Below are 12,025 nucleotides of genomic sequence, written 5' to 3'. Positions count from 1 at the left end.
TCCATGACAGGTGAGCGTGTAACGACTTGCTGAAGTGTTTCGCCTACGATATTTTTAAGGTGGTCGTCTGCGGTTTTAAGCATATCGAGCGAAAAATTACTCGGTTTGTTTTTCCAGGCCATAAATTCCATCCATTAAAAAACCCACCGAAGTGGGTTTAATTTATTTGTGATGTGAGCTTTTGTAGGAATGTATCAAGCTCATCTTGCGTTTCAAAATTTAGCGTTAATACATGGTCATTTGAAAACACAATATTCAGTTGCAGTATTTTTCTTTGCAGGTTGTTTGCTGTTGAAAGATTTTCTATAAGTCTAATTTTATCTTTATTGATAAAAATTTCCGACTTGTTGTGCGGCATAATATATTTCATGAACATTGTTATTTCTTCTCATATTTATATCAAAATTAGTTCTAACATATTTACGTCACAAGTCAACAATCTACCCAACTCTTCTCAACTGGCAAGTCCAAATACTACCTGTTGGGTCTTGGCTAATATTCACCACCTTGAACCGGCCCTTACTGGTAGTCCAAACATCATCAATCTGTGGAATGCCTGTGACCTCATTCTGCAGCACGATAGCCTTAGAGTCTGTCACCTGGTAATCAGTCGGCTTGACCATATCCTTTAAATACGAGCCAAATAAAACACCCCGCCCCGAATATGACTCATCGCCAACAATAGGATAGGTCTGTGTTTCAAAATCAAACTCACCCGAGTAAATCAGTTTTTCACAGGTGAATGAATCGACTGCATCGGTCAGATCAGCACTAAATGCCGCAGCCACTTCGGCCTGAATATCATCTTTAATGCCCATCACTTCACCACAAATGTATTAATTGCAAAGCCTTTAGAAAGGTACGGTGCGAGCAAGTCTTCAATGAATAACATTGTCGAGCTTTTACCCTGCTCCATGCCTGCTACGTATTCCTTTTGAACTTCTACCGTGTCTGCTTTGACGCGCTTGGATTTCACCACGCCATCAGTCTGCGTCACGTAGAGTTCACCTTTAGCGGCCATCTGTGCAGCATAAGCCCCTGCAAGTAATACATCTTCTGGGATTACTTCAAATTGACGCAAAGGCTTGGCACGAAGCCAAGCATTCGCCTGAGTAACTGCGAGATTAGCGTCACCCGATCCAGCCCAATCTGGGCCAAGGCTTTGAGTGACTGAATCGATAGTGACGTAATTCATAGTTATTCCTGTTCTAATAGAGCGACTAAATCAGCCTTTTTCGCATCAGCAGGAATTTCAATTCCTTTTGCTGCAAGCTGCTCTTTGAGTTTTTCAACCGTTAGAGCATTGAAGTCAGTTGGTTGGGTGCCGTCACCAGCACCTTCAGCGCCACCGCCATTTTTTTCCGCTTCTTTAGCGCCACCTGCTGAAGCGCCCGATCCAGATGCTCGACCTGATGTGGCACCATTTTTCTTTGATTGGCCACCCTGCTGAGATTTCAGGAAGTCATCCCAAGTGTTTTTATTTTCACCTTTACCGATTCCCATTGCTTACTCCTTATTTGGTCACAATGAATGAGATTGGAACTGCTTTACGATCCACAACACGTTCCCAGTTTGCAGCTAAAGCCAAGTCAGCCCAAGAAGGTGCAAATGCTTTCGCTTCAGTGCCGTTACCTGTGATGGTTTCAGCAGTGAAAGAGTAGCCAAGTGGGTGGATGATGAATTTACGACGAGACCATAAGGTTTCAATACCACCACCGTTTGCTTGATCATCGACATATGCCACGGTTTCAGCATTATATGGCTGACCATATGCATAGCCGATTGCGCCAGCACCAGCGACCATGGTCAGGTATTGTGGAGCGAGGGCTGTGCCAAGGTTTGGCATACCATCATCCACAACAACACGCTTATTTTGGTATACAGCAAAACGGGTTTTTGCTTCAGAGTCCACGATGAACTCAATTTGGTTTTGCTTCTGCAGATCAGCATACTTTTTGCTGTGCATGATAATAATGCCGAGCTTGTCCAGGTTATCGCCCATACTCGCTTCAGCATCAATAATCACATCAGAGTTCAGGCCACTGGCTGTATCAGTGATGATCATGTCGCTCGCACCATTCGCCACGTTTTCACGGTAAACACCGATCAAGGAAGCAATGAGTCGGCGCTGCGCCTGTTTGCGCCAGTATGGGTTAATACGACCACGGACCAATTCATTTAACGGGTCTTTATTGGTTAATTCTTTAACCAGTGAAGCAGATGACCAGCCTTCGTTGACGTTCGCAACATAAGCCTGCATATCACCAGTAGTCACAGCTAATGGGATTGCAATATCAGCCGGGTTATCAGTTGAGTAGTTTGGCTCAATTGATGCATCCAGATCATTCCAGTATGGAAGTGCAATCTTCGGCTTACGAGCATTAAGCAGTTCTTGCATTTCTTCAGTAGTTGCCAACACACCAGAATCCGCAATCGCAGTTTTTTCCAATGCATCTAAGGTTTTGTAGGATGCTGCGATATCCGCATCCCAGATATCTTTAACTTGAGTAGTAGCCATATGCTATTTATTCCTAAGTATTAAATTCACCAGCATCAAGGGCCGCTTTAAATCCAACTGGATCTCGCTGCTTCCACTCGACACGTTCTTGAGTTGTCATTTCGCTTGGTTTTTTAGTAGCACCGCCACCTTGACCACCAGAAGCCCCACTTCCTGATGCGTTTGACGCACGAATCAAAGGCTTGAATGCCTCATTCGCACGAAATTCTTTTTCTAAATCTTCAATGCTCAATGCACTTGGCTTGCCCTGCAAATCAAGAACACGGATTTTGATTTCACCATCTACAGTTTCAACCTGTAGACGATTACTAATATGTGGAAGTAAAACGGAATCACTACCCGGTACAGCAAGTTTCGCTGCCAGTTCAGTTGCCTTACTTCCTACTGTTAGTTTATAGACCTGTGCTTCAAGCGCCTGTTTTTCGTTTAACAGCTCGGTTTCGCGTGCTGTGAATTTCTCACCCCATGACTTTTCCAAAGCTTCAATATTGCCGTTCTTACGGGCATTTTCTTCCGCTTCTTTTCGGGCCTGTTCTTCCGCTTCTTTGCGCTTTTGCTGTTCGGCTTTCTTTTCAGCAAGCAGTTCATCAACCTTTTTACGCAAGCCATCATCATTTTGTGGCTGCGGAATACCTTCGATTTTCAGGACGTATTTACCGTCTTTTTCTTCATAGAGTGATTTGACAGATTCCTCGACACCATCGAGATTTTCTAATTCATACTTCAGCATTTTGCTCTCCGAGCGATTGTGCAGTCACAAACTGCGGGCATAAAAAAAGACCCGTTTGGGTCTAGGTTAAAATTGGTTTTAAAGTCCTAAGTCATCGAATGTTTGCTTATCCAACAACTTCAACTCGTCCAGCGTGTACATGGCACCTTGCGGATCAACAAACTTGTCAATGCTGTAATTGCCTTCTTTGTAGAGCTTGTAACGCGATGGACCGAGCCACTCTTTCTGGAAAAACTCATCAGTCTGATCAAAGAACTTCTTGAATGATGTATTCGCATCGAGCTGACCAATCAAGTCTTTACGCTGGTCTTTGGGGATGTCCTTCACTTTGCGCTCATCCATTACAAACGGACGCTTGCCTGATAGCTTTCCATCAGCATCAACCCCCACGAGAATACTGCGGCAGTTATAATGCAAAGGCGGCTTTGGGTATGGCTTATCAATCTCATACACCGACTGATCCAATACAGAACATTGCTTGGATGTTCTTCCATCAAGTGTGCTGACGAATTTCACATGAGTAAAACCTAGAGCTTTCCAAGTATCATCATAAGCAACATTCGCCACATGACTTCGTGCAGTCCTGACAGTTCGCTCAATCTCTACCTTGGTCGCATCCCAGATACCGCCAACATAAGCATATTGATTGCCTATCTTGGTTCGCTTGCCACGAATGCGGGTAATGATTTCCTGATTTGTCTGACCCTGATTGATACCATCGCGAATGGCATATTCAACCTGCTTTCGAGCTTTATCCAATACAAAGCCAAACATTTCATTAATGATCTGGCCGCCTGCCAATGGGGTGGACTTCGCTTTTTTATAAAGCTGCTCACCACTAACTGAAGCTGCTACCCCTGTCATTAACTGACTGACGTACGATGCTTCATACACTGCCATGCTGACTGCTGACTGGTGAAAGGTTTCCGGAACCTCAGCTGAAATCTCTTTAAATCTGTCATTCAGTAAGGCTCGAATCTCTTTCAATTGCTCAGTAGTGTATTGACCACTCGCCAATGCAATTTTTTCAGCCTCAGACAGGTTTTCAAGCAAGTCTCTTAGCTCTGACACCATCTTATTAGACAGGCCGTAAAACCGGCTTAAAACCTCGTTTACAGCTTGGGTTGATGCTCGATAGCTATAGGCTGAATGCTGACTTAAAGCATTAAGTATTGCTCGTTGTGCTATTTGGTCGTTCATAGTTCATACCTGGTAAAGCACTGGCCGTTTCAGCTTCGATCCGTTTTTCTTCTTCCACATAATCAATCTCGGGAACTTTGCCAGTCGTGCGGATTGTATGGAAGGTTTGACGGCTCAATTTGCCTTGCTGTACAAGCTCGTTATAGAACTTCAATGCATCAAGTGAAAGCTTGCCTTTAGCGAAGTCTTGTTTGATTGTGAACTTGGCTTTATCACCAGATCCAAAGTATCTAGCACACCAGCGCAAGACAATTTCAGAGGCTTCATTTAAGTTAGCTACACACAAGGACAAGACAGAGTATTTCGCCATCGATTCATTATTGGATTCAGTCGCAGTTTTCACCACCTGATTTTCCTCAAGTAGTTTTGCACCTAAAGCCTTCATGTGCTTCTCTTTGGCTTCCATTGCTTCTTTGGCAATCATCTGTTCCTCTGCCTGAGCAAAGGTGAATGTCGCACCTGTTGGAAGCATCAGAGGGGTTGTAGAGCCTAGCATTACCCCGTTCTCTTGCAACCAATCGCGCCATTCGGTATCAAGGCCAGTCATCACTGGTTGAATCTGGCCACAGAGGAACACACTGTTCTCATACTCAGCCGAGTTGTGATAGTGCGCAATATTCATCAATGCCAGTGACTCAAGCGGGATGTTGTCGACTTCCCAATCATTGGCTACCGATCCAAGCGGGATAAATGGAATCTCATTCCACTTCGAACCATTTGCATCAGTTGGATAATACGGTTCGCTATCCGCTTGCAAGGTGCCAGTGCGATCAGAATAAATCTGAACACAATATTCACCGTTCTGATCCAGTCGCAATACCCGATAGAGCTGAATCTCTTTTAAGCTGAACTCATCATTCGGATCGACAATAGAATCCTTCTCAGCAAGTACCACCAAAGCTGTTTTGAAGTGAGCACCAACTTTTCGCACACCCCAATTGATAATGCTTAAAGTTTTGTAATGGACCACCGTCGGCAGAATACCTAAACGCTCTACCTCAGCAACCGAAGTCGCACCATCTGTCTGCGGATAATCCACAAACAAACCGCCACGGCCAGCATCAAGCAAACCACCCAAAGCACTCTGCATTAAGTGATAGTAAGACTTACCAGTACCATCAGCATTGTATTTCAGGAAGTCCATACCATCAGGATCAAAGTTCGGATCTTCAGAGAAGGCAATCCCGATTAATTCCTGCTTAGTGTCTTTGGTGATTTCATACAGCACAGCACGATCACGATAAGCCTGATTGCGTAAATCATTCTCACGCTTGTCTTTGCTTACATTGATTTCAGGCAGATATAAAGCACCTGCCTTTTTTACTGCATTTGCACCATCACATAGATCGTGAACGACCTTCCATCGGCCTTCAAATTCAGTATATTTAGGATGTTTTGAATTGACTGCCATTTAGTACACCGTGCTTAATGAAATAGTTTTAGGTTTGATTTTCTTCGTCATCGCCACAGCAAAATATCTAAATCCATCGGCACCATGCGAAGTGTGGTCATGCAAAGGCTTATCCTTCCAGCAGCCTTTCTTGTCATCCCACTCTTTGCGATAGTTTTCCAGATGGGAAATACCTTCCTCACACTTGGTTTCGTCAAATTCACATCGAGGCAGGATTTCACGGGCCAATTCAATACCATCCATGATTCCGATATTAGGAACCACCTGGAAACGAACAGAGTATCTCATCCCGTCAATCTCATAACCTTCTTTGGCAATATCAAGACGAGATTTACCATCGTTCATCAATGAGCGGTTTTGAATGTCGTGTGGAGCGTAATGTGCTGAATAGGTATAGCCGCGATCCTTCAAGACCTTGAAGTAATGACGCATGCCTTCACCTGAGTTCTCGTAGTAATCAATCACTTGATAGCGGTCTTCACCGATCTTGCGAATGAACCAGATCACCATAGAATCTGACACACCCAAATCCCAAAAGGTCATCACATCCAAATGCGAGTTGTCAGGCAACTCACCAATGCGACCATTCTCGTACAAGAATTTGAATTGCTTCTTGTAGTAGGCACCTTCTACTGACTGAGCAAATGCCTCAGACGGAATAGATGGATATTCACGCTTAATATCTTCACCAAGCGTTTTCTCTTTCTGCCAATACCATTGCTGCTGCTCTGGTGTGATATGGATGTTGTATTTGGCTTTTAGCTCAGCAAAGTAATCTTTTAGGCGCTGCGGAATCTCAGCTGTAACCGGCAGGGCATAATCATGATTCTTCCACCATGAGAAGAAAAAGAACTTCCAGTCCAGGATGCCAAGTGTTCTGCCTTGTAGTTGTAGCTTCTCAGCAGTCTGGCAGTAGTCATAGAAATAACCTGACTTACCTTCGGCTGTAGACTCAAGGGTAATCTTTCCACCCAAGCCAACCGCTTCAAAAGCACCAGTGACAATCTCACGGGCTTTATCTGGGTATTTGGCGCAGATCTTACCGAACTCGGAAATATGTAATCGCTTTAGCGTTCCACCACGGAATGATGTACTGACTGTAACCGACCCACCTTTAGAGAATACAAGCTCCTCTTTGGTTTCAATGCTTAGTGGATTGGCTGCACGTAATGGATGTGGCAACTTCTCATAAGCGTATTTGACCTTTTCCCGAAACAGGCGTTTAGCATCATGTAGCGTATGTGCAATCAAGGCGCACTTATCAGACATGAATAGTGCAGCATCCAACTGGATAATACACATCTCAGTCGTAAAGCCGAGCTGACGCGCTTTTAAGATGATGTTTCTCGACCACTCATTCTCAAAGTACTCAAGCTGCTCAAGTGTCATCTTGAACTTAACTTGTTTACCGTTCTTATCGGTGATGTGGTAGAGATTATTTAGTCGCCAATGCTGATCAATAAGTTTTGCTCTATGCTCAGGTTTAAGCATATGCCCCCCTTATTTTCAGTCGTTACTTAGCTCATCCATCAGGTCAGATAGTGATTGAATCTCAAGTTTCCCTGAATGTTCCACCTTGTCTTTAAATGCGCCTACAGAGACATGCTTACCAAGCAATTCAAGGTTCTTTGTTTTATCCGGCCATTTGATCTTTTTAAGCCAACCAATTTGGGTGCGGTCTTCACCAAAGCCCTCAAACTCTTCCATATTCTCAATATTGGAAATGTACTGGCGCCAAATCTTGGGCCACTCACCAATAGGTTTAAGGCAATACTTATCATCCATGATGTCCAGGACATCCATCTGATCAATTTCGACCAGACGTCTTAAGACATAGGCAGCATCAATTTGGGTTTGCTCTTGTCGCTTGGCTTGGGCTTCTTGAATGGCATTTTGGATATTAGGTTTTATAAGGTTTTCTGCACCAATGGCTGCTGCTGTCTTTTCGCTATAACCTGCTCGAATCGCTGCTTGTGTTGCATTCAGGTCTATCAAATACTCATCGACAAACCTTTGTTGTTTATCTGTCAGGCCTGCCATAAATATTCATTCTCCAAATTACAGGTATTAAAAAACCTCCCGGAGGAGGTTTATTTTCAATTCAGTAGTTAATTTATTTCGGATACATGAGAGCTAATAACTTTCCAACCTATCCCTTTTTGATTTTCTACCAAAATAGAATCTTGCAATGAAGGCCCTGCATTTGAATCATCCTCTGCAAACTTCCCAGATGTAATTTTAAATAAGTTTGCACCAAGCTGCTTAAATTCACTGATGAAGCGGTAGTTAATATGTTTATCCACATCTTCACCGAACGGATACTCACCTGTTACCACATACGGTCCATTTTTAGTCCATTTGTTAACTTTTGTGAGTTGCGCATAATGAGTACCCGTACCACCTGCACAGTGCTGATCGCCTGACCAAAGAACATAAAATTCATTATGGAGGTCATCTTTTACACCGTTTTCAATAATGTAAACATCTTTGGTGCTTGTTTGAATTTTTCCATCCTCATCTCTTTCAAATGAAGTTCCACACGCAATCGCATTTGCATAGTTCTTCACAACTGCTAATGCTTGATTTTTTTCAACCAATTCAGAGGCAGCTTGTACCTGAAAAGAAAGTAATAATCCTGCCAATAAAACCTTGAATTTCATAGCTCCCCACTATGTTGTTATTTTGCAGGATACCTATATCAGATTAACCTACATAACACCACTTCAAATCATCCGGCACAGTTAAATACACATGCAGCTGAGTCACAGCAAAGTCATGCACATAATTCAAATACTCGGTCATTTGCTTCACTGTCGCCTTGGTTGTACTGCAAAGCCTGATGACCTGTTCACCGATAGCCTTATACTCATCTGGTTCGGTTTGCTTTACCTTAGCAATGGCATGACACATTTCACCAAACTGCTGGTCATCTCGACGATAGATATAAATCAGAAACTTCTTCTTGAACTCGTAATGGAGTGAATCTTCATCCTGACCAGTCTTTCTTCTAATCTCACCAATCCATTTCCAGTAAAGCCTATTCTGCGCTGCTGACCGTTCATCTGGTGTTTGATTGATCCTCACCACCAACGGCTTACCCTCATTAATCGCTTGAGTGTAATGGGTGTGCATGTAGTTAATGGCTTCGGTGATGTCGGCATGACTCTGGATAGGAAATACGGCTTTTTGCATTTCCCATCTCCTAGAAAACTTCTCTATCTTCCATCACCAACATCCGATTCACTCTCATCAACCACTGATCAAACATTGCTTCACTCTCGGCCCGGGTGCCCAATTCAAAACGGTCGAATGCAGCATGGCATTTAAAACAAAGGGGAATTACAAATAGGTCAGAACTTTTGATTCCTCTACCCTTACCATGCTTAGCACTATTTGAATGAGCAGCCTGGCTATATGGATTACCGCACCGGATGCATGGCAGCTTTCTGATTGCTTCGAGTCTTTTGTGGTTGCGCATTTAATTGTTCTTCTATGCCGTGGATCTGCTTATTTACCTTACGAAGTTCAGCACCGCACATTTCTTTAAATGCATAGCTTGAATACAGATGGTTGTAATTCATTAATCGACTGCGGTTTCTTTCGAGCACTTCTAAATTCCGTTTTGCTTCTACTATGTCCATAACCCATCCCAACCTTCCGGTATTTCCGGATAATTCAAATCACAACCTTCAGATATTGCAGCCTTCATTCACAGTCACCACCAATAAGAAAAGAAAACCCCGCCAAGTTAGTTATCTGGGCAGGGTTTCATGTGCCGTAATACGTCCGGCAAATGCCACCGAAGTGACGAGGGTTTATTTAACTTCTTTCAAACAATCCCGACACACCTTGATTTCTTCATCATCAATCGTGTAATCAATTTCAGTCGCACCATGTAGGCCAAATAAACACATTAAAAGTTTTAGCATCTTGTTTCCCTCAGCAGGGTAAATGTCTTTTTATATCTGGCAAGTCAATTAGGATTCGAACCTAAACAAACGGTTTTGGAGACCGTTATGCTACCGTTACATCATTGACCCGTAAAAGGGCATGGTAAATTGCCACACCCTTGCCTTAGATTACGATACTGACCAGCTCGGCAACTGATCTACCGCTACTCAACACAATAAACTTCTCAAAGTTAGCTATTGATACGCTTTGTGTCTTTCATCTTCATTGGTCGGGAGTCACCACAACTTAAGGCTCTGAGGCTAACTCAATGTGTGACGAAATCACATTGGATTCAAACCAACTTATACGGCTGGTTTCAGCATCCCACCGTTTGTGCTTATAGCTGAGCAAATTAATGCACAACGTCACAAATCCAAATCGCTCTTAAGGTGGCGCAAGACCTCTTATGCATATACTGGCATTTTGATTCTCCTTTTCAGATTATTTTTAGAGTCAAATTCATTTGAGTATCAAAAATACTAGGCAACAAAAAAGCCCACCTTTCGATGAGCTTTTTAACACTTGGTCACTTTTGTATAGAACGACCAGTCTATAAAAATACTATCTTATATGGGGCTTATTTGTCAATTAAGCTTTTCTTAAATTTTTCCGATAAATATCAGCATAAAAATCTATCTCATCGCGCATATCTGAAAGCATAATTTCCACCATATTTTCCAGATAAGCATAGTGCTCTCGGTAGGTACGCATCTTCATTTCCGTGATGCCAAAAAAACGCAATTTGTCTTCAGCTTTAAAATTACCCATATCTCGAAGACTTAAGAATAACGCCATCTTTGCCACCTTGAGTGCAAAGGACTTAAGATCAAATCGAATGCGTTGCACATCCTTTGCTAAAGCCTCATAGAGACTAGCAGCTAAATAATGATGCAAAATATTGTAGGCCATTGTGTTATCTCGATAGTCACCCCATACCAAGATTTCACAATATGCTTTTGTCGCCTGGTCATCAATTGAAGCAATAGCACCGCAGCGGTCTTCCCATGTAATTGGTTCCAAGCTCCCACCGCCTTGGCTTGGTTCATAATTCGCTGTTTTGGCTCTTAACTGCTGCCCCAACCATTCAATGTTTGTCATCTTTTCAGCTACCATCGCATTCATCCCTATTCCCTCTTAATCTTTAAAGCCTTGCTTAATTTCTTTGCGTGTTGCCAATCTCACATCGTCATATGAATAAGCAACTTTGTAATTCCATTCTTTTGTGTAAATTCGACCATGTGCGACTAGGGCAACATTTTGAATATCGGTGATAGGGTCATCGTCAACCGTTACCACTTTTGAGCCTTTCCGAATAAATAACCACTTAAGAAATCCATTCATCCCTATTCCCCTCAAACTCTTAACTTTTCAACTTGAATAATCAGCTTTCCGCCTTTTTCCGATGGCAACCGCTTCACAAGCAATTCATCCACCTGGGAATCATCCAGAATCAATCCACCTTTCGACAAAGCGTCAAAGCATGGTTTTACGATGTTATCGATGTCGCGTATTTTCGCATCAGGTGGCGCGTATTCGATCTTTACGCGAACTCTGCCCTGATACCCTGCCGGCTCGATAAAACGCTTCATAACGTCAATAAAGTGGATTGCACGCTTGCTTAATCGATTGGTCTTGTTGGCCCCGCGAATCCAATAGTGATTTACTGAAGGAGGTGTGATTAAAACCTCACACCAGAGCAATTCATCATTCATGACACCAAATCCCTTCCCTTCGACCAGATGAGCCGGAACCTTTGGCATTGGATCTGGATTGGATTTCTTTTTCCCCGACTTGGCTGTTACGCCAAATCGAGGGCCAATACCGGCTTTTCGTGCCTGTGCTGCAGTGATACGGAGATTAGTCATTGGCACCTCGCAGGGCTTGCTTATTTAATAAAACACCATGCTTTATTGCCCGGCACTTCAATTCATCGAGCAATTCTTCTAAACCTGCGAAATTTGCCTTTTTAACGATTTCAGCAATTACCTCATTCGCCAAATCTTCTGAATGCTTCCTACAATCACATTCCTCGTAGTCTAGTGAATCTAAATACCCGCAATCACAAACATAATCACGCTTAGCTGCTTCAAGTTCATCTCGTTCTTTCTTCACCCCGATATAACAAGCCTCCATGTTGTTGAGCTGGGCTTTTCTGCATTCCCAAGCCTGATATGCCATCTGAACCGGCAACACTCGATAAACATCACCATCCTTA

At 43.1% G+C, this 12,025-nt stretch carries 16 protein-coding genes, 1 tRNA gene and 1 pseudogene; all 18 read right to left on the bottom strand.

Annotated features, from left to right (window positions below; translation table 11 throughout):
* Window positions 1-440: 440 nt before the first annotated feature.
* Complete coding sequence (locus B2Y23_RS10220; protein WP_409515222.1) at window positions 441-818, bottom strand: glutamate 5-kinase; 378 nt, start codon at window positions 816-818, stop codon at window positions 441-443.
* Window positions 818-1,195: a DnaT-like ssDNA-binding protein gene (locus B2Y23_RS10215; RefSeq protein ID WP_291370650.1), complete on the bottom strand. Its 378-nt coding sequence runs from the start codon at window positions 1,193-1,195 to the stop codon at window positions 818-820. Before B2Y23_RS10215 ends, B2Y23_RS10220 begins: the two co-directional genes overlap by 1 nt.
* 2 nt (window positions 1,196-1,197) lie before the next feature.
* On the bottom strand, window positions 1,198-1,503 hold the full coding sequence (locus B2Y23_RS10210) for a HeH/LEM domain-containing protein (protein WP_291370648.1): 306 nt from the start codon (window positions 1,501-1,503) through the stop codon (window positions 1,198-1,200).
* A 10-nt stretch (window positions 1,504-1,513) separates the two neighbouring features.
* Window positions 1,514-2,518: a major capsid protein gene (locus B2Y23_RS10205; RefSeq protein WP_291370646.1), complete on the bottom strand. Its 1,005-nt coding sequence runs from the start codon at window positions 2,516-2,518 to the stop codon at window positions 1,514-1,516.
* Window positions 2,519-2,531: 13 nt separating this feature from the next.
* Complete coding sequence (locus tag B2Y23_RS10200) at window positions 2,532-3,248, bottom strand: hypothetical protein (protein WP_291370644.1); 717 nt, start codon at window positions 3,246-3,248, stop codon at window positions 2,532-2,534.
* Between the two features lie 78 nt (window positions 3,249-3,326).
* Window positions 3,327-4,448 carry a minor capsid protein gene (locus tag B2Y23_RS10195; protein ID WP_291370643.1) on the bottom strand — a complete coding sequence of 374 codons (1,122 nt, stop codon included), beginning with the start codon at window positions 4,446-4,448 and terminating at the stop codon, window positions 3,327-3,329.
* The gene (locus B2Y23_RS10190) at window positions 4,414-5,859 is read right to left on the bottom strand and encodes a DUF4055 domain-containing protein (RefSeq protein ID WP_291370641.1); all 1,446 of its coding nucleotides are present in this window, start codon (window positions 5,857-5,859) and stop codon (window positions 4,414-4,416) included. Before B2Y23_RS10190 ends, B2Y23_RS10195 begins: the two co-directional genes overlap by 35 nt.
* Entirely contained in the window at window positions 5,860-7,350 is a 1,491-nt protein-coding gene (locus tag B2Y23_RS10185; protein ID WP_291370639.1) for a terminase, read from the bottom strand. It lies immediately after the preceding gene.
* A gap of 15 nt (window positions 7,351-7,365) precedes the next feature.
* A complete protein-coding gene (locus tag B2Y23_RS10180; protein WP_291370637.1) occupies window positions 7,366-7,899 on the bottom strand; it encodes a terminase small subunit in 534 nt (177 codons plus the stop codon).
* Window positions 7,900-7,967: 68 nt separating this feature from the next.
* Window positions 7,968-8,519: a hypothetical protein gene (locus tag B2Y23_RS10175; RefSeq protein WP_291370635.1), complete on the bottom strand. Its 552-nt coding sequence runs from the start codon at window positions 8,517-8,519 to the stop codon at window positions 7,968-7,970.
* Between the two features lie 43 nt (window positions 8,520-8,562).
* Entirely contained in the window at window positions 8,563-9,051 is a 489-nt protein-coding gene (locus B2Y23_RS10170; RefSeq protein WP_291370633.1) for a recombination protein NinB, read from the bottom strand.
* A 10-nt stretch (window positions 9,052-9,061) separates the two neighbouring features.
* Entirely contained in the window at window positions 9,062-9,337 is a 276-nt protein-coding gene (locus B2Y23_RS10165; protein ID WP_291370631.1) for a hypothetical protein, read from the bottom strand.
* Window positions 9,279-9,500 (bottom strand): hypothetical protein, encoded by a 222-nt coding sequence (locus tag B2Y23_RS10160; RefSeq protein ID WP_291370629.1) that lies wholly within the window; start codon window positions 9,498-9,500, stop codon window positions 9,279-9,281. Before B2Y23_RS10160 ends, B2Y23_RS10165 begins: the two co-directional genes overlap by 59 nt.
* Before the next feature lie 325 nt (window positions 9,501-9,825).
* Window positions 9,826-9,899 (bottom strand) — tRNA-Trp (locus B2Y23_RS10155).
* Between the two features lie 499 nt (window positions 9,900-10,398).
* Window positions 10,399-10,932 (bottom strand): hypothetical protein, encoded by a 534-nt coding sequence (locus B2Y23_RS10150; protein WP_004645337.1) that lies wholly within the window; start codon window positions 10,930-10,932, stop codon window positions 10,399-10,401.
* Window positions 10,933-10,944: 12 nt separating this feature from the next.
* Window positions 10,945-11,151 carry a hypothetical protein gene (locus B2Y23_RS10145; RefSeq protein WP_291370627.1) on the bottom strand — a complete coding sequence of 69 codons (207 nt, stop codon included), beginning with the start codon at window positions 11,149-11,151 and terminating at the stop codon, window positions 10,945-10,947.
* Window positions 11,152-11,162: 11 nt separating this feature from the next.
* Window positions 11,163-11,675, bottom strand: coding sequence for a RusA family crossover junction endodeoxyribonuclease (locus tag B2Y23_RS10140; protein ID WP_004645338.1), 513 nt, complete (start codon window positions 11,673-11,675; stop codon window positions 11,163-11,165).
* A pseudogene (locus B2Y23_RS10135) lies at window positions 11,668-12,025 on the bottom strand (hypothetical protein); the annotation flags it as partial. The pseudogene B2Y23_RS10135 and the gene B2Y23_RS10140, both read right to left, overlap by 8 nt.

Origin of the sequence: Acinetobacter sp. UBA5934 (genome assembly GCF_002430855.1) — a bacterium.
In the GTDB taxonomy this organism is placed as follows: domain Bacteria; phylum Pseudomonadota; class Gammaproteobacteria; order Pseudomonadales; family Moraxellaceae; genus Acinetobacter.
This window is presented reverse-complemented; position numbering and strand designations above follow the sequence as displayed.

Coding starts and splice junctions, on each gene's coding strand:
- B2Y23_RS10200 (WP_291370644.1), bottom strand. CDS start 3,248: ATGCTGAAGTATGAATTAGAAAATCTCGATGGTGTCGAGGAATCTGTC.
- B2Y23_RS10170 (WP_291370633.1), bottom strand. CDS start 9,051: ATGCAAAAAGCCGTATTTCCTATCCAGAGTCATGCCGACATCACCGAA.
- B2Y23_RS10165 (WP_291370631.1), bottom strand. CDS start 9,337: ATGCGCAACCACAAAAGACTCGAAGCAATCAGAAAGCTGCCATGCATC.
- B2Y23_RS10220 (WP_409515222.1), bottom strand. CDS start 818: ATGGGCATTAAAGATGATATTCAGGCCGAAGTGGCTGCGGCATTTAGT.
- B2Y23_RS10150 (WP_004645337.1), bottom strand. CDS start 10,932: ATGAATGCGATGGTAGCTGAAAAGATGACAAACATTGAATGGTTGGGG.
- B2Y23_RS10180 (WP_291370637.1), bottom strand. CDS start 7,899: ATGGCAGGCCTGACAGATAAACAACAAAGGTTTGTCGATGAGTATTTG.
- B2Y23_RS10190 (WP_291370641.1), bottom strand. CDS start 5,859: ATGGCAGTCAATTCAAAACATCCTAAATATACTGAATTTGAAGGCCGA.
- B2Y23_RS10140 (WP_004645338.1), bottom strand. CDS start 11,675: ATGACTAATCTCCGTATCACTGCAGCACAGGCACGAAAAGCCGGTATT.
- B2Y23_RS10210 (WP_291370648.1), bottom strand. CDS start 1,503: ATGGGAATCGGTAAAGGTGAAAATAAAAACACTTGGGATGACTTCCTG.
- B2Y23_RS10215 (WP_291370650.1), bottom strand. CDS start 1,195: ATGAATTACGTCACTATCGATTCAGTCACTCAAAGCCTTGGCCCAGAT.
- B2Y23_RS10185 (WP_291370639.1), bottom strand. CDS start 7,350: ATGCTTAAACCTGAGCATAGAGCAAAACTTATTGATCAGCATTGGCGA.
- B2Y23_RS10145 (WP_291370627.1), bottom strand. CDS start 11,151: ATGAATGGATTTCTTAAGTGGTTATTTATTCGGAAAGGCTCAAAAGTG.
- B2Y23_RS10195 (WP_291370643.1), bottom strand. CDS start 4,448: ATGAACGACCAAATAGCACAACGAGCAATACTTAATGCTTTAAGTCAG.
- B2Y23_RS10175 (WP_291370635.1), bottom strand. CDS start 8,519: ATGAAATTCAAGGTTTTATTGGCAGGATTATTACTTTCTTTTCAGGTA.
- B2Y23_RS10160 (WP_291370629.1), bottom strand. CDS start 9,500: ATGGACATAGTAGAAGCAAAACGGAATTTAGAAGTGCTCGAAAGAAAC.
- B2Y23_RS10205 (WP_291370646.1), bottom strand. CDS start 2,518: ATGGCTACTACTCAAGTTAAAGATATCTGGGATGCGGATATCGCAGCA.